Genomic DNA, 16,353 nt, shown 5'->3' on the forward strand with positions numbered 1-16,353 from the left:
ACCGGCTGTCACGGCGAGGTGGATTCGGCCTGTGAAGCGGGTCACAGATGTAGAGTAGTAACCGAAAGCCGTTAGGTCAACAGATGACACTATTCGTATTTTGTATCGCGCTTGATAGCAGCTCAGAGGCCCTACCGGCGCCAGCACGGCTTCGAGTCGAGGAGGACTGCGTGGCGATGGATGATCGGGAGCCGGATGATCAGGAGCCGGATGATCAGGAGTCCTGCACTGTCATCTTCCGTAGCGCCGACGGTGTCGGCGTCATCGAGGTGAACCGGCCACACGTCCGCAATGCCCTGGATCGGACCGCGCAGCGCGAGTTCGACGCGGCGCTGCGGGCCGCCGAGGCCGACGAGTCGCTGCGCTGCCTGGTGTTGACCGGGGCGGGTGGGCGTGCGCTGTCGGCGGGGTGGGATCTCAAGGAGCTCGCCACGCTGCCCCCGGAGAGCGAGTCGGCACTGCTGCGCGAGCGCGAGGAGTGGTTGTGGCGATGGTTTTCCACGCCGCTGCCGACCGTGGCCGCGATGCGTGGGGCTGCCCATGGCCTCGGCGCCTATCTCGCGGTGTGTTCGGATCTGCGGGTCGGTGGACCGGGTACGCGATTTCGGATCACCGGTACGTCGTACGGATATGCCAGTCTCACATGGCTTCTGCCCGATATCATCGGGCACGCTCACGCCACCGACGTGCTGTTCACCGGTCGCGTTCTCGACGGGACCGAAGCGCACCGGTTGGGTCTGTTCTCCCGCTATGTCGCCGACGACGAGATCCTCGCCACCTCGGTGGCGCTCGCCGAGCAGGTCGCCGCACTTCCCGGCGCGGGTGTTCGCGACGCGAAACGCCTGATGCGCGAACACCGCACGTGCGCGCTGCGAGAGCGCTACGACGCGGAGAACCGTCTGCTCGCCGCCGACCCCCGCCCTGCTCGCGACCTGTTCTGAGGTGTCCATCGCGTTCTCGGGTATCGCCTGCCGGCATACCGCTTCGGATGTGTCGAGGGTCGGCGTATCGACGGTGTTGGGTTTGGTCAGCCCACCGGAGGAATCTAGGCTTGAGAGGGTCTACTCGGAAAACCTACTCCGGGCAGATTAACCACCCCCGGACGTTCGGAAAGGAATTCGATGGCGCGCCCGTCCAATCCGCTGATCAGCCGTTCTGCCGCGGTCACGGCGTCGATCGAGATCATCGACTCGGAGGGACTCGACGCGTTCAGCCTTCCCCGCCTGGCCAAGCATCTCGGAGTGCGCGCCCCCTCGCTGTATCACCACTTCTCCGACAAGAACGAAATCCTCACCGAGGTCGCCCGCTACATCGCCGGTACGTCGGTGAAGCGGCCGCGTATGCGTCCCGGACCCGGCTGGCCGGAGTTCTTCGTCTCGCTGGCCCTGAACTTCCGACAATCGATCCTGCGGCACCGCAACGCCGCCCCGGTGCTGTTGCAGCATCTGCCGCGCGATCTGTTCGTCTCCACCTACGAGGAGACCGCGCAATTCCTCCTCGATTCGGGTGTCCCCGTCGAATTGCACGTGCGCATCCTCGACGGGATGGAAACCCTGGCGATCGGCGCGGTCCTGATGGAGGCGATGCGCCGGCCCAACACCAAGTCCACGATCTTTCCCAACGTGGACAAGAACTCTCAGCCGCTGCTTGCCGAGGCACTCGCCGCCAATGATCTGACGCAGAAGCAGTTGTTCGAGGCCATGGTGCGCAGCTTCCTGCACGGCATCATCCGCGACCATGATCTCGAGCGTCCGGACGAGGCCAAGTCGGCCTGACGCCACGAGCCGTGGCCGTGCGCTCGGAGAGACGGGTGACCTCGGTGGTCGGCGTCGTCAGAGATCGAGGACGAGCCGCGATGAGCAACTGCGCGAGACACAGACCATCATGCAATCGTTCTCGGCCTTCTCCTCGTCGCTGAGCACCGAGTCGCGGTGGTCCGGAACACCGTCGAGTACCGCGGTTTCGCATGTGCCGCAGGTGCCTTCGCGGCAGGAGAAGTCATGGTCGATGCCCTCCCGCAACAATGCATCGAGGACGGTTTCGCCTTCGCCGACCCGGATCTCCCGACCACTCTGCGCGAGCTCGACCTCGAAGGCCGCGCCGTCGGTCCCGTCGGCGGTCTGGGCCTTGGGCGCAAAGCGTTCGACGTGGAGTTCCACGTCCGGTCTTGTGTCGCAGAGCTTCTCGATCGCGGTGAGCAACGGTTCGGGACCACAGCAATAGACGGTTGTACCCACGCGTTGGTCATCGAGCGCGTCGGCGAGCGGCAGCAGTCCGTACTCGTCCTCGGGCCGCACTGTCACCCGGTCGCCGTACTTGTCGACGAGATCCTCGGCGAAGGCCATCCCCTTGCGCGTACGCCCACCGTAGAGCAGCGACCACTCCGCGCCGGCGTCGTCGACCTGCGCGATCATCGGGATCAGCGGCGTGATCCCGATGCCGCCGGCAACGAACAGATATGACGCCGCATTCACCAGTGGGAAATGGTTGCGCGGGCCCTTGATCTCGACGGTGTCGCCCACCGCGAGCACGTCATGGACACGCTCGGAACCTCCGCGGCCCGATGGTTCACGCAGCACGGCGATGCGCAGGTGGTCACCATCGGCGACCGATCCGCACAGTGAGTACTGACGGATCAGGTCGGCGCCGAGGATCAGGTCGATGTGCGAGCCGGGATCCCATTCGGGGACCCTCGTCGCGCCGTCTGCTCCATTGCTGTCTGCCGAGTGGCCGTCTGCCGTATCACCCGGAGCGCGTGTGGGGTTGGCCGCCGCCAGGGTCAACGCGACCACATCGGTGGCCACGACGTCCTTGGCGGCCACCACCATCGCGTGGTGCTCGTGAGAATTGGTGTGCTGCAACGAGAATTCCATTTCCTGTCGAGCGGTCACCCGGGCAGTGAGGCGAGAGCCGCTATGTCGAGAAGTACACGGACTTGGTGGACCGATACGGCGCGAGACCTTCCGGGCCGAGTTCTCGACCCAGTCCCGACGCCTTGACTCCCCCGAACGGCGCCGCGAGGTCGAGGGCGTAGTGATTGACCCCGACGGTGCCGGTCTGAATCCGCGCGGCCAACGCCAGCCCGTGGTCCTCGTCAGCGGTCCAGACGGTGCCCCCGAGTCCGTACTCGGAGTCGTTGGCGATGGCCACCGCGTCGTCGTCGCCGTCGTACGGGGTGATCGTCAGCACGGGACCGAAGATCTCCTCCTGTGCGATCGTCGCCGAGTTGTCGACGCCCTCGAACACCGTGGGCTCGACGAACCAACCGAGCGGCTGGTCGGCGGGAGCCCCGCCGCCGGTGGTGATCCGATATCCGGCAGCGCGTCCGGCGTCGATGTAGCCGAGCACCCGATCCCGTTGCCGCGCACTGACCAATGGACCGATGGCGGTGGCCTTGTCGAGCGGGTCGCCGACCGGCAGGGCGCGCACCGTGTCGGTCACGACGTCGACGACCTCGGCGTATCGCGAACGCGGTGCGAGGATTCGGGTGCTCGCGTGGCAGGTCTGACCGTTGTTCACCAGCGACACCTCCAGCAGATGCGCGGCGAACTGTGCGAGGTCGGCGTCGTCGGCGACGATGGCCGCCGATTTGCCACCGAGTTCGAGCGTCACGGGTCGCAGCAGCGCACCGCAGGTGCGACCGATCTCCCGACCGGCCGCCGTCGACCCGGTGAAGGCCACCTTGTCCACGCCGGGGTGCGCAACCAGGTATGCGGCGGTGTCACGTTCTGCGGGAACGATGTTGAGGACTCCGGCGGGCAATCCGGCATCGTGTGCGGCATCGGCGAACACGTAGGCGTCCAGCGCCGTCTCCGGCGCGGGTTTGAGGATGACGGTGCACCCGGCCGCGAGCGCCGGGGCGATCTTCATCGCCGCGAGGGGTTGCGGGTAGTTCCACGGGGTGATCGCCGCGACCACCCCGACGGGCTCGTGTCGAACCACGGTTCGCCCGCCGAACGAGCTCGGGCGCACGTCGGCGGCCTCGTCGGCACGGATCAGGTTCGCGTAGTAGCGCACCATGGCCGCGGGCCCGAACCCGTTGACCGACTTCGAGAGTGCGATCGGCATGCCGTTCTCGCGGCTGACCAGACGGGCGGTGTCACGGGCACGGGATTGCAACGCCGAGGCGAATCGCTCCAGTAGTTCGGCGCGCTCACCGCCGGGCATGGCCGACCAGGGGCCCGCCGAGGCCGCGCGCGCCGCGGCCACCGCGGCGTCGATGTCGGCAGGAGAACCCAACACCGCAGAGCCCACGGACTTCTCGGTCGCCGCCTCGATGACGTCGGTGACCGTCGAGGCCGACGACGGCTCGACCCATCGCCCACCGATGAACAGTTGCCTGCGGTCGAGCACGGGCTCCGACTCCCGATCGGTGATGCTCACAGCACGTCCTCGTGGGCGAACAGGACCGAACTGACCAGCGGGGCCATCGGTCCACCGATGAACAACGACGTCCGCGCTCCATCGACCTGATTGGTCGAGGTACCGCGAATTTGACGGACCGCCTCCACGGCCAGGTTCAGACCGTTGACGAAGGCATCGGCCAGGTTGCCGCCACTGGTGTTGACGGGCAACTTGCCCTGTGGCGCCGTCAGGTTCTCCACGGTCATCACGCTGCCGGCCGCCTCGCCGGGCGGGCAGAGCCGATGGTCGATCAGCGCGGCGACGGCCGGACCACTGAAGTTCTCGTACACCTGCACCACGTCGACGTCATCGGGACCGAGACCAGCTGCGGTCCACAGGCGTTCGGCGACACCGGGTTTCCCGTTGTTGGCGGGACCGAACCCGGCGGTGGAGTACTGGGCGTCGTTGTCGATGCGCTCGCAGTATCCACCGGGGGCGCCCTGCGCACCGGCGAGCAGATAGGCGGGGTCCGAGCGGAGCTCTCGTGCCCGCTCGTCGGCGACGAGGACCAGCGCGACCGCGCCATCGCTTTCGCGGGAGCAGTCGTAGAGATGAAACGGCTCCGCGATCAACCGTGACCCGTCGTAGGTGTCGGCGTCGAGCGGCCGGCCGTACCCCTGCGCGGTCGGATTCTGTTGTGCGTGCTGATAGGCCGCGAGCACCAGGGATCTCATGGCTTCTCGCGGCACGCCGTCGTGTTCGAGCATGCGCTGGGTCCGCATGGCGCAGATCTGGGCGGGCGAACCGACCCCGTGGGCCAAGAAGTGGGAACCGTAGTGGTATTTCGCGTATCCGAGCCGACCGGTGTCGGCTTGCGACATCGCCCGGTAGACCACCACGCACTGGGCCTGACCGGTGGCGATGGCGGTCACAGCATTGATGAGTGCGGCCGCGACACTACCGCCGCCACCTCCCCACATCATGTTGGACCAGCGCAACTCGTCGATCATGAGCGCCGCACCGAGGATCGGTCCGTCGTTCGACCCCCCGGCGTAGGAGACGAAGCCGTCGATCTCGCGCGGGGAGACCCCCGCATCCGAGCACGCATCGAGAATCGCGCGAATGGTCATCTGCTGCTCGGTGTACGGCGATTCTCCGCGCTTGTAATGCATTTCGGCGACACCGACCACCGCGGCGGCGCCTCGCATCGACACACTCATCGTCGGTCACCTCCCTCGGTCTCGTCACGTCGCCAGCGCAGTAGCGGCCACGGTTGGGTCTCGTCGCGCTCGAAGAAGCCGTGTACCGGCTCACCGATCCGGGGTGCCCGGTCGAGGTCGTCGACGAGCAATCCGAGCACTCGTCGGCCGCCGGCATGGGGAAGTTCGACGAGCACACTGATGTAGGGCAACCGATCGCGCAGTTCGTCGATGTAGGGGTACCAGCTACGGCTCCAGCTGTAGACGGTGCCGCTCGGCTCGACGGATTCGAATTGCAGATCGAATCCGTAACACGCACTGCACACCGACTGGGGTCCCCAGATCCACGTGCGACAGTCGTGACAGCGTTGCAGACGGAGCTCACCGGCGAGCAGACCGTCCCAGTACTGCTGGTCGTGGCCGTCGGCGGCCGGCCCCCACGGGGGCGCTGCCGTCGTCATCGCAAACCCCCCTCGACGCTGCCGCTCGTCGGCGACTCGGCATCGGCCGCAGTGAAGTCGGCCGCAGTGAAGTTGTCCGCACTGAAGTTGGCCAGGGCCACCGCCTGCCAGGAATCGTCACGGCGCTCCCAGACCGATCGCAATCCGATGATGCCGTCGACACCACGGTAAACGGCCTCGCCCACCATCCGATCACCTTCGGACCGGACGTCGACGATCTCGAAGCTCTCGACCTCTCGACGCGGAACCGTGACACCCTCGAAGATCGTGTCCAGGGTCGCCGGCGCGATGTCGGCCACCGCGGCCGCCATGTCGCCGGCCACCACGTGGCCGACGTGGCGCTCGTACAGTTGCCGGAAGTCGTCGATCTCGGTCACCGCATCACTCCTCACCGCCGACGTGGACGCCGGCACCATCTTCTGCCATTAAACCTTACGGAGTTAGTTTTACTGCGTCAACCGCGCCCGGCCGCGACCTCCTGGCTCCATGTGTGTGCTGAACCACATCTCCGACGAGAAGGGCCACGGGAATCGCAGGGCGCCCATGAACATCATTTCGGCTGTACATGAACATTTTTCGCGCCTGGCGCACCTCGGCGATCCACGATCAAACTAACGTCATTAGACGAGACAGTAGACATCATTTGTTGCATGTGGCATTGTGGCCGCCATGGAACGCGAAGAGAAGATCCAGCTGACCAAGCGGCTGATCGCCCATGTCGACCACGATTCGACCGATTACGCTGACGACCTCCTGCGGGTTCCGTTCTCCGTCTTCGACGATCCGGAACTGGCGCGCAAGGAACTCGCGGTGGTGCGTCGATTCCCGCACATCGTGGCCCATCTCGACGAGTTCGAGAAGACCGGCAGCTTCGTGACGACCGACCTGATGGGTACGCCGTTGCTCCTCGTGAAGCAGTCCGACGGCACCATCCGCGCGTTCTCCAATGTGTGCCGTCACCGCGGTTCGAAGGTCGAGTTCGCCGAGTCCGGGTGCAAGCGGGTGTTCAGCTGCCCCTACCACAATTGGGCCTACGGCAAGGACGGCGCACTGCGCGGGATGCCCCATGCCGAAGGTTTCGACGGGATGGACCGCACCGAGTACGGACTCGTCGAGTTCCCTTGCGAGGTACGCCATTCGCTGGTCTGGGTGGTCCCGACGCCGGGTGCCGACCTGGACATCGCCGCCACCCTGGGGCACAAGCATGATGCCGAGGTCGCCGACACCGGGATGACCACGTCGTATCAGGTCCGCAAGGAGACCTGGCGGCTCGGGATGAACTGGAAGATCGCCGTCGACGGCGTCCAGGACTCCTATCACCTGTGCCAGTTGCACACCAAGACGGTGTGCAACTACCTGGAGGGCAACATCACCGCCTTCGACATGGTCGACCGGTCGTGGAGGCTGGTCGTGGCGCGCAAGTCCATCACCGAGGTGCGCGACGCCGACCCCGACACCTACGACGTCCGTGATTACTCGTTGGCGAATTACACCGTGTACCCCGGCACCATGCTCGTCACCGAGCCGAACCATTTCGAGGTCTGGACCATCGTCCCCGACCCCGACGACCCGAATGTCTCGTACTGCACCATCCGGCTGCTCTCGCCGACGAAGCCGCAGACCGCCCGAGAGGAGCGGATTCTCGAGAAGAACTGGGATCTGTTGATGGAGACGCTGCACGACGAGGACTGGTTCGTCACCAAGACCATCACCGACAACGCCGCCAACGGCCAGGTCGACGAACTCATCTACGGGCGCAACGAACTTCCCGGGCAGGTCTTCCACACGATGGTCGCGCGCGATGTTGCCGCGCTGGCCGCCCCCGTGGGAGAGCCGGTCGCGTGACGCCAACGCCCTCCTCATCGCCGGCTGCGGCTCGGCTCCAACCCTCCTGGCAGGACCAGCTGCAGCCGACCACCCCGGGGGCCGATGAGTTCGCCGAACTCACCGAAGCTGTTGCACTGCTTGCAGAATCGTTCACCCGGAGCGATCCGCCGCCGGAGGTGGCCGCCGTGCTCGCCGCGCGCATCCGTGACATCGCCGCCGTGCTCGCCGACCACGAGGTCGCCGAGGACGACCAGCCCGGCGGGAAGCTGTGGGATCGCCCCGGACGCGGGCAGATCCTGACCCCGGCGCTGCATATCGACGAGGTCACCGCGGAGGCGGTGCGTGCCCGGTTCACCCTCGGTCGCTTCCATTCCGGTCGCGATGCGCTCAACGGCGGCGTCACCCCGATGATCTTCGACGAGGCGCTGTCACGACTGGCCAATGCGGGCGGGCGCCCCTGGGCGCGCACCGCACATCTGGCCGTCGATTACCGCGCTCCCGCACCGCTGCACCGGGAGTTGTCGGTGACAGCGGAACTCCTCGGCGAGGACGGTCGCAAGCGCTGGATGCGCGGGGAGATCCGCGACGGCACCACCCTGCTCGCCGAGGCCACCGGACTCTGGATCGTCCCACGTCCACCACAACCGAGAGACCACACATGACCGGTTATTCGCTCCTGAACGGGGTACGCATCCTCGAGGTCGCGCAACTCGCTCCGTCCTCGCTCGGCGGCCATTTGGCCGACCTGGGGGCCGAGGTGATCAAGATCGAGACGGGCCCGCTCGGCGATCCGGTTCGCGTCGGCGGCAGTCGGACCATCGGCGACGACGACGGCCCCGCCTTCATGCATTTACGGTGGAACCGGGGCAAGAGGTCCGTCGAGCTCGATCTTCGTTCCGAACAGGGCAAGCGCGACTTTCTCGATCTCGCCGCCCGCAGCGACGCTGTCGTGGAGGGGATGCGCGGCGGCTATCTGGACTGGCTCGGCCTGGGGCTGCCCGAACTCCGCAAGGTCAATCCGCGCATCGTCCTGTGCAGCGTCTCGGGTATGGGCACCGACGGTCCCTACCGGACCCTGGGCACCGGCGGCCCTGTATTCGACGCGTTCGCCGGTCTGCGCGAGGTCAACACCCCGACCGATGAGCCACCCACCGACGGGATGGCGGGTTCGCGGACCCCGCCCATCGCGATGTACGCACTGGGCGCCTACGGTGCGATGGCCCTGTTGGCGGCTCTGCACAAGGCCACGGCGACCGGCGAGGGCAGTCACGTCGAGGTCGCCGGAATCGACATCGCCGCCGCGTGGATGCCGGATCTCGTTGACGCCGAGCTGAATCGAGATGCATCGACGGCACGGTCGACGTGGCTACCCGACGGGCGGCTACCCGATTGGCCCCGTCTGGAGGCCTATCGCACCGCCGACGGCGAGGCCATTCTCTTCGGCTCACATGTCGAGAAGTTCTGGCACCACTTCTTGCGAGCGGTGGACCGCGAAGACCTGATCGACGTCGATCTCACCCACGTCGACGACGGCGCCGCCGACCGCGCGAATCTCGTCTGGCGTGAACTCACCAGAATCTTCGCCACCCGCACGCGCGCCGAATGGATCGAGGTCTTCCTCGAGCACGGCATCGCCGGCGGCCCCGTCAACAGCGTGCGCGATCTGCTCGACGACCCGCACTTCCGGGCGCGCGAGACCACCTACACCGTCTCTCATCCCACCGCCGGGCAGCTCGAATTCCTCCGGAGTCCGGTGCGGGTGCACGGCGAGAAATTCGCGCCCGCACTGCCTCCCGAGGTCGGCGCCGACACCGCAGAGGTCCTCGCCGAACTCGTCGACCGCGGATGACCGGCGGTTCGCATCCCGAATCTGCGCAACCATTCCGCCCATAACCTATCTATGTTAGTTTTGAGCCACCTCATGTGAGTGGCGTCACACACAGCGGTCCGCCCGGACCCAGGCAGGAGCCAGCCCGATGAACCTCGCAGAACTCACCCGCTACTGGGGCAAGACGCGACCCACCCAGGACGCCATCGTCTTCGAGGGACGGACCCAGAGTTGGGCGGAGGTCGACGCCATCACCGATGCCCTCGCCCGCGGGCTCGCCGCACGGGGAGTCGGCGCGGGCGACCGGGTCGGCCTGCTGATGCTCAACCGCCCCGAACTCGCGCACCTGATCCTTGCCGTCGTCAAACTCGGTGCAATCGGCGTCCCGTTGAACTTCCGGCTGACCGGCCCCGAACTGGTGCCGATGATCACCGACAGCGCGCCGCGCGTCATCATCGTCGAGGAGCGGTTCGCCGGGTTGCTCGACGTGGCGGCCGACCATGCCGACTTCGAGGTGTTCTCGGTGGACGGCACGAGCCACCGACCCTATGACACGTTGATCGACTCCGGGCGCGCACCAGTCGTCGATATCTCGCCCGACGATCCCGCGTTCATCTGCTACACCTCGGGGACCACCGGCGTGCAGAAGGGTGCGCTGATCACCCATCGCAGCGCGATGACGCCGGGAATCTCGCAGACCATCAGCTTCGGCTTCACCAGCTCCGATCGTGTGATGTGTTCGGCTCCACTGGTGTTCACGGGCTCGCTGCTGTCGATCTTCGTCCAGCTGGTCCTGGTGCCGGGGGCGACCATGGTGCTGTTGCGCGAATTCGATCCCGAGATCGCCCTGGACACCTTCGAACGGGAGCAGGTCACCGCCACCACCACCGTGCCGGTCATCTGGGAGCGGATGGCCGCGCTCCCCGACTTCGGACGCCGCACACTGGCCGAGTTCACCTTCGCCGGCACCGGCGGGGCACCGGTGAGCCCGGATCTTCTCGAGTTCTATCGAGAACACGGTATTCCGCTGATCCAGGTGTACGGACTGACCGAGGCGTCCGGAATGGTCTCCACACTGAGTTACCAGGATGCCCTGACGCGCCCCGGTTTTGCCGGTCTCGCGCTGGTCGGTACCGAGGTGCGGATCGGCGATCCCGGTACGACGACGCCGGCCGGCGAGGTCGGCGAGATCCTCGTCCGGGGCGAACACGTGATGCGGGAGTACTGGGCGAAGCCCGAGGCGACCGCGGCCACCCTGACCGACGGCTGGTTGCGGACCGGTGATCTCGGGCTCCAGGATGAGCAGGGATTCCTCAAGATCGTCGACCGCAGCAAGGACATGCTGATCTCCGGTGGGATCAACGTCTATCCCGCCGAGATCGAGAAGACGCTGCACGCGATCGACGGTCTCGTCGACTGCGCGGTGATCGGGGTCAAGGACGAGACCTGGGGCGAGGTGCCCATGGTGGTCTTCCACAGCGAGCGGGAACCCGCCGCGGTGATCGCCGACATCGCCGCGGTCTCCGAGGTGAATCTGGCAAAGTTCAAGCGCCCCAAGCACGCCGTCGCATTGGACGAGCCACTTCCGCGCACCTTCTCCGGAAAGCTCGCCAAACCGACGTTGCGCCAACGCTTCCCCGGCGTTCCCGCGTCCGCGGTTCCCATCTCCCCGGTGTCGGCCACCCCGGTTGCCGTCACCCCGGAACCCCAGCCGCCGGCGCCGGTCGGGGGAGAAACGGTGACGGCGTGAGGGCACAGAGCCTTGCGGGACAAGGCGTCACGCTGCGCGCGGACGTGTGGCAGCCGGAGCAGACGGGCATACGTGGGAGTGTGCTGTTGCTCCACGGGGGTGGCCAGACCCGGCATTCGTGGCAGCGCACCGGTCGTCGGCTGGCCGAACACGGGTGGAGCGCCTATGCCGTCGACGCCCGGGGCCACGGGGAGAGCCAGTGGGCCGACGACGGGGACTACAGCATTGCCGCGCATGCCCGCGATGTCGTCGATGTTGCCGAATCCCTGTCAGAACCACCGGTTCTCGTCGGCGCATCGCTCGGTGGGATGGCCTCGCTGATCGCGCAGGCCACCAATCCCGGACTGGCTCGTGCGCTGGTACTCGTCGACATCACACCGCGCGCCGAGCCGGAAGGACTCGCGCGCATCCATTCCTTCATGCAGCGCGGGCTCGACGGCTTCGATTCTCTCGAGGACGCGCTGCACGCGGTCGCTGCCTACAATCCCCACCGCAGACGTCCACCTCGCATCGAGGGACTTCGCAAGAACCTTCGGCAGCGCGATGGCCGGTGGTACTGGCATTGGGATCCGCGCATCCTCACCCACCGCGAGAACAGCCCTGAACAAGCCGCCGCCAGAGAAGGTCACGCACGCGAGGCGGCACGTCGGATCGACGTCCCGACGCTACTGATCCGGGGCGCCCAGTCCGACGTCGTCAGTGATGCCGGAGTCCGCGAATTGCTCGAGCTGATTCCCGGATCCACCCACCTCGACGTGTCGGGTGCGGGCCATATGGTCGGCGGCGACGACAACGACGTGCTCAGCGAAGGACTGCTCGACTTCCTCGACACCCTGTGACACCCGATTTCCGGGATTCCCGTTTTTGGCCAACCCCGACACCCGAAATCCGGGTGCCCCACACCGATCCGAACGACGTTCGGGCAAGAGAGGAAAGATCATGACACGACTCGAGGGCAAGGTTGTCTTCATCACCGGAATCGCTCGCGGCCAAGGGCGTTCGCATGCCGTCCGGATGGCGCAGGAGGGTGCTCGGATCATCGGCATGGACATCTGTGACCAGATCCCGACCGTGTTCTATCCGATGGCGACCCGCGAGGATCTCGCCGAGACCGAGCGGCTCGTGAAGGAGGCGGGCGCGGAGATCGTCACGACCGTCGGCGACGTGCGCAAGCGCGAAGACATCGAGCGCGCACTCGATCTCGGGATCGAACAGTTCGGGCGGCTCGACACGGTGATCGCCAACGCGGGCATCATGCCCGTCATCGGCCCCGGCGACCAGCCGCAGGCCTGGCATGACGCCGTCGATGTCATGCTGACCGGCGTGTGGCAGGTCCTCGACGTGACCGTGCCCCGGCTGGTGCAGCAGGGCACGGGCGGGTCGATCATCATCACCAGCTCCGCGGCCGGGCTGACCAGCATGGGCCTCAACACCTTTGCCGGACAGGCCGGGTACACGGCGTCCAAACACGGCGTCGTCGGATTGATGCGCCTGTACTCCAAGCAGCTGGCCAAGGACTCGATCCGGGTGAACACCGTGCACCCGACCGGCGTCAACACCCCGATGGTCGCCAACGCCGAGTACGGCGAGTTCGTCAACACCCACCCCGAGGTGGCCAATGACGAGGCTTACAAGAACCCGATGCCGGTCGAACTCATCGAGGCGGTCGACGTGAGCAATGCGATGGTCTTCCTCGCCTCCGACGAGGCGCGCTACATCACCGGGATCACGCTGCCCGTCGACGCGGGGTACAACAACCGCTGAGCATCAGCTTCTCCTCCTGATTCGACGACGCTCTGCTACCTAATGGGTATAGGTTGACTGCGCACGAACGTCCACCCTCCCCATCCGAAGAGAGCCGAATCATGGTGACCTCAACCCGATCCCCCGATCCCGTGACCCCGCGTCGCCAGACGCCCCTCATGAATGCCAGTCGGAGACGCCCGCTCATGGCCGCCGGTCGTAGACGCGCGGCCATGGTCGGCGCCGGGGCTTTGGCCGCACTGGCATTGGTCGGTGCGGTCAGTGCGACCGCCGCCGCCGATCCGCTTGCCACCACCGGACCCGCACAGACCGACTGGACCACCGCACTGCGGCTGTCGATTGCGCAGCCCAACCTGGTGCCGCCCGGTATGAACGATCCGAACTGTCGGCCGTCGGCGGCACATCCGCGGCCGGTGGTTCTGCTCAACGGCGCGTTTGTCAACAAGTACGGCATCTGGGCGAGGTTGTCGCCCATGCTGGCCGCGGCCGGCTACTGCGTCTATGGGCTCGACTACGGCACCACGATCCCGGGGCCCTTCCATCAGATGGGCGATGCCCGCTCGTCCGCCCGGGAGATCGGGGACTTCATCGACGGCGTGCGCCGTCACACCGGTGCCGATCAGGTCGATCTCGTCGGCTACTCCGAGGGCGGATTCGTGCCGTTCTACTACCTCAACGAGCTCGGCGGCGCATCCCGGGTACACACCTTCGTGGCGGTGGCGTCACCGATGCGTGGGATGAGTTTTCATGGGGCACTGGAACTTCTGTCGCGGACGCCGGCGACGCGCCAGCTGCTGCAGGCAGCTCTCCCCGCCGCCATCGACGGCACCAAGGGCTCTGCATATATGCAGGAGATCAGCCGCCACGGGCTGACCCGACCGAACGTCACCTACGTCACCATCAGTTCGCGCGACGACAGTGTCGTGGCGCTGAACGAAACCCAGTTGCCGCCGGGGCCCAACGTGACGAACATCGTGATCCAGGATCTCGACCCTCGGACCTCGGCGTTCCACGGCGCCATCACCTACAACACCGTGGCGCTGGACTCCGTGTTGCGCGCTTTGTAGGCGGTGGAGACACGGCGGGTTACATGACGGCGGGTCACAACACGACGGGTTACAGACGGCGGGGTACGACATGACGGGGCACAACACCCCTCGTGCCGTACCCCGTCGTGTCGTCACCCCGACTATCGGCCGCCGATGGGTATCGGTGCCGTGTCCGCGACATCGGCGCCGTGGGCCTGTGCCTGGGCGCGGATCTCGTCCTCCTGCGCCATCGATTCACGGATCGCGCGCTGGGCGTTGTCCGGCAACGACGGCAACAACTCCAACACCCGCTGACGATGCCGCCCGACCGCCTTGCGTTCGGGCATACCCGGATTCGGTTGGACCTGCGGGATGATCTCGGTGAAATCGTCCTTCGTGCCACCACCGGAAATCCCGGCCGCCGCCATCGCCGCCTCCTGCGCAGCAACCGCGTCGTCCTTCTCCTCCGACATACCGATCGGACCGAACCGATCACCGGAAAGGAACTGCTTGACCACCGGCTGCTCCGAAGTCAACAACTGCTCCCGCGGACCGAACATCACCAACTCCTTGCGGAACAACATCCCGATGTTGTCCGGAATCGTCCGAGCGATGTTGATGTTGTGCGTCACGATCAGAATCGTCGCATCGATCTGCGCATTGATATCGATCAACAACTGCGAAATATAAGCCGTACGCACCGGATCCAAACCCGAATCCGGCTCATCACACAAAATGATCTGAGGATCCAACACCAACGCCCGCGCCAACCCCGCACGCTTACGCATACCACCGGAGATCTCACCCGGCAGCTTGTCCTCCGCACCGGCCAGACCGACCAAGTCGATCTTCTCCATCACGATGTCGCGGACCTCGTTCTCCTTCTTCTTCGTGTGCTCACGAAGCGGGAACGCGATGTTGTCATACAAACTCATCGACCCGAACAACGCACCGTCCTGGAACAACACGCCGAACAACTTGCGGATCTCATACAGTTCCTTCGCCGAACACTGCGTGATATCGGTGCCATCCACAACCACCGACCCCTGCTCCGGATGCAACAACCCGATCAACGTCTTCAAGAACACCGACTTACCGGTACCCGACGGACCCAACAACGCCGACACCTCACCCTCCGGCAAGGTCAACGACACATCACGCCAAATATTCTGCGAACCAAACGACTTGGTGAGGTTGGCGACGCTCACTTCGACACCCATGATGGATTTCCGTCCTGTCGTCTCAGTTGCCGGGCGCCGGTGCCGAGCCGGCAGGCGCGGGGGCAGCGGGAGCCGGGGATGCGGGAGCCGACGTCGCTGCGCCACCCGGGGCGGTGCCCGCCGGAGCGTTGCCACCCGAAGCGTTGCCATCGTCACCGGTTCCGAGATTGGTTCCGATGCCGCTGATCTCGCTGATCTGCCAGTTCTGGTTCGGGTCGATGGTCACCTTGTAGGTGGCGGTCGATTCGATGCCGTCGGGAGCCTGGGCGTTCTTGGTCGTCACGTTGACGAACGCCACCACCTGGTAGGTGCCATTGTCCTGCGAGACGACCTTGGCGGCGATCGGCTCAGCGGTCGAGGACCACTGCAGCGGCACGATGAGCTGCTCCATCGACTGCGAAGCCTTGCGGAGGCGGTCGGCGAGTTCCGGAGTGGTGTTCTGGGTCAGTCGTGTGCGCCAGTCGTCGGGGTTCTGGTAGTTCATCTGGGCTGCGCCGGTGGCGTAGTCGAGGGCGACCTTCTCGGCCCGAGCGCTGTTCGCCGTGGCCGACTTCATGTCGTCGACCTGCCCGGAGACCGTGACCAGTCGCCAGCTCAGTACGGCGATGACGGCGACCACCACCACCGCCAGCACCCCGAGCGCGAGGGTGCGCATCGATACTGATCGCGCACCGAGACGACCGGTCTTCGACGGCTTCTCGTCCTTCTTCGGCTCATCCGTCTTCTCAGTGGTTTTCGCGTCGCTCGTCGTGCTGCCGGTGGAGTTGCTGTCGGTCGTGGCCGTGTCCGTCGTGGCCGTGCCGGTCGTCGCACTGTCGGTGGTGTCGGTGCTCTCGTCGGCGATGCCGTCCACGGAGTCCTTGGTTGCTGAGGTCATGGGTGGGTCTCCTTCGTCAGGTGTGAGATCGTGCGTGCGCTGTGGCGCCGGTGGG

General features: G+C 66.0%; 16 protein-coding genes. 9 read left to right on the forward strand and 7 right to left on the reverse strand.

Going from position 1 to position 16,353, the window contains the following annotated elements; genetic code table 11:
• The first annotated feature begins 176 nt into the window (after positions 1–176).
• Both GOPIP_RS26855 and GOPIP_RS26860 read left to right on the forward strand, forming a co-directional pair.
• A complete protein-coding gene (locus GOPIP_RS26855) occupies positions 177–941 on the forward strand; it encodes an enoyl-CoA hydratase/isomerase family protein (RefSeq protein ID WP_050955332.1) in 765 nt (254 codons plus the stop codon).
• Between the two features lie 180 nt (positions 942–1,121).
• Positions 1,122–1,775, forward strand: a complete 654-nt coding sequence (locus GOPIP_RS26860) for a TetR family transcriptional regulator (protein ID WP_006373044.1) — start codon at positions 1,122–1,124, stop codon at positions 1,773–1,775.
• Positions 1,776–1,832: 57 nt separating this feature from the next.
• On the opposite strand, the gene GOPIP_RS26865 is transcribed toward GOPIP_RS26860, so the two are convergent.
• From GOPIP_RS26865 to GOPIP_RS26885, 5 genes are read right to left on the reverse strand one after another with little or no spacing between them, the layout of a single operon-like run.
• A complete protein-coding gene (locus GOPIP_RS26865) occupies positions 1,833–2,873 on the reverse strand; it encodes a PDR/VanB family oxidoreductase (RefSeq protein ID WP_035728914.1) in 1,041 nt (346 codons plus the stop codon).
• 40 nt (positions 2,874–2,913) lie between these two features.
• A complete protein-coding gene (locus GOPIP_RS26870; protein ID WP_006373046.1) occupies positions 2,914–4,383 on the reverse strand; it encodes an aldehyde dehydrogenase in 1,470 nt (489 codons plus the stop codon).
• Positions 4,380–5,564 (reverse strand): thiolase C-terminal domain-containing protein, encoded by a 1,185-nt coding sequence (locus GOPIP_RS26875; protein ID WP_006373047.1) that lies wholly within the window; start codon positions 5,562–5,564, stop codon positions 4,380–4,382. The genes GOPIP_RS26870 and GOPIP_RS26875 overlap by 4 nt, the downstream gene beginning before the upstream one ends.
• The gene (locus tag GOPIP_RS26880; RefSeq protein ID WP_006373048.1) at positions 5,561–6,004 is read right to left on the reverse strand and encodes a Zn-ribbon domain-containing OB-fold protein; all 444 of its coding nucleotides are present in this window, start codon (positions 6,002–6,004) and stop codon (positions 5,561–5,563) included. Before GOPIP_RS26880 ends, GOPIP_RS26875 begins: the two co-directional genes overlap by 4 nt.
• Positions 6,001–6,381, reverse strand: coding sequence for a hypothetical protein (locus tag GOPIP_RS26885; RefSeq protein ID WP_006373049.1), 381 nt, complete (start codon positions 6,379–6,381; stop codon positions 6,001–6,003). Before GOPIP_RS26885 ends, GOPIP_RS26880 begins: the two co-directional genes overlap by 4 nt.
• A 292-nt stretch (positions 6,382–6,673) precedes the next feature.
• On the opposite strand from GOPIP_RS26885, the gene GOPIP_RS26890 reads away from it, so the two are divergent.
• From GOPIP_RS26890 to GOPIP_RS26920, 7 genes are all read left to right on the forward strand, one after another.
• Entirely contained in the window at positions 6,674–7,849 is a 1,176-nt protein-coding gene (locus tag GOPIP_RS26890; protein ID WP_035728915.1) for an aromatic ring-hydroxylating oxygenase subunit alpha, read from the forward strand.
• Positions 7,846–8,493: a PaaI family thioesterase gene (locus tag GOPIP_RS26895; RefSeq protein WP_006373051.1), complete on the forward strand. Its 648-nt coding sequence runs from the start codon at positions 7,846–7,848 to the stop codon at positions 8,491–8,493. Before GOPIP_RS26890 ends, GOPIP_RS26895 begins: the two co-directional genes overlap by 4 nt.
• A complete protein-coding gene (locus GOPIP_RS26900) occupies positions 8,490–9,680 on the forward strand; it encodes a CaiB/BaiF CoA transferase family protein (protein ID WP_006373052.1) in 1,191 nt (396 codons plus the stop codon). The genes GOPIP_RS26895 and GOPIP_RS26900 overlap by 4 nt, the downstream gene beginning before the upstream one ends.
• A 127-nt stretch (positions 9,681–9,807) precedes the next feature.
• Positions 9,808–11,409 carry a class I adenylate-forming enzyme family protein gene (locus GOPIP_RS26905; protein ID WP_006373053.1) on the forward strand — a complete coding sequence of 534 codons (1,602 nt, stop codon included), beginning with the start codon at positions 9,808–9,810 and terminating at the stop codon, positions 11,407–11,409.
• Positions 11,406–12,248, forward strand: a complete 843-nt coding sequence (locus tag GOPIP_RS26910) for an alpha/beta fold hydrolase (protein ID WP_006373054.1) — start codon at positions 11,406–11,408, stop codon at positions 12,246–12,248. The genes GOPIP_RS26905 and GOPIP_RS26910 overlap by 4 nt, the downstream gene beginning before the upstream one ends.
• A gap of 100 nt (positions 12,249–12,348) precedes the next feature.
• Entirely contained in the window at positions 12,349–13,173 is an 825-nt protein-coding gene (locus GOPIP_RS26915) for a mycofactocin-coupled SDR family oxidoreductase (protein WP_006373055.1), read from the forward strand.
• A 185-nt stretch (positions 13,174–13,358) separates the two neighbouring features.
• Positions 13,359–14,240 carry an esterase/lipase family protein gene (locus GOPIP_RS26920; RefSeq protein WP_244421235.1) on the forward strand — a complete coding sequence of 294 codons (882 nt, stop codon included), beginning with the start codon at positions 13,359–13,361 and terminating at the stop codon, positions 14,238–14,240.
• 122 nt (positions 14,241–14,362) lie between these two features.
• Here GOPIP_RS26920 and GOPIP_RS26925 read toward each other — a convergent pair whose 3' ends face one another.
• Both GOPIP_RS26925 and GOPIP_RS26930 read right to left on the reverse strand, forming a co-directional pair.
• Positions 14,363–15,421 (reverse strand): ABC transporter ATP-binding protein, encoded by a 1,059-nt coding sequence (locus tag GOPIP_RS26925; protein WP_006373057.1) that lies wholly within the window; start codon positions 15,419–15,421, stop codon positions 14,363–14,365.
• Positions 15,422–15,443: 22 nt separating this feature from the next.
• Complete coding sequence (locus tag GOPIP_RS26930) at positions 15,444–16,298, reverse strand: hypothetical protein (RefSeq protein WP_006373058.1); 855 nt, start codon at positions 16,296–16,298, stop codon at positions 15,444–15,446.
• Between the last annotated feature and the right edge of the window lie 55 nt (positions 16,299–16,353).

This window comes from Gordonia polyisoprenivorans NBRC 16320 = JCM 10675 (assembly GCF_000241325.1).
Taxonomy (GTDB): domain Bacteria; phylum Actinomycetota; class Actinomycetes; order Mycobacteriales; family Mycobacteriaceae; genus Gordonia; species Gordonia polyisoprenivorans.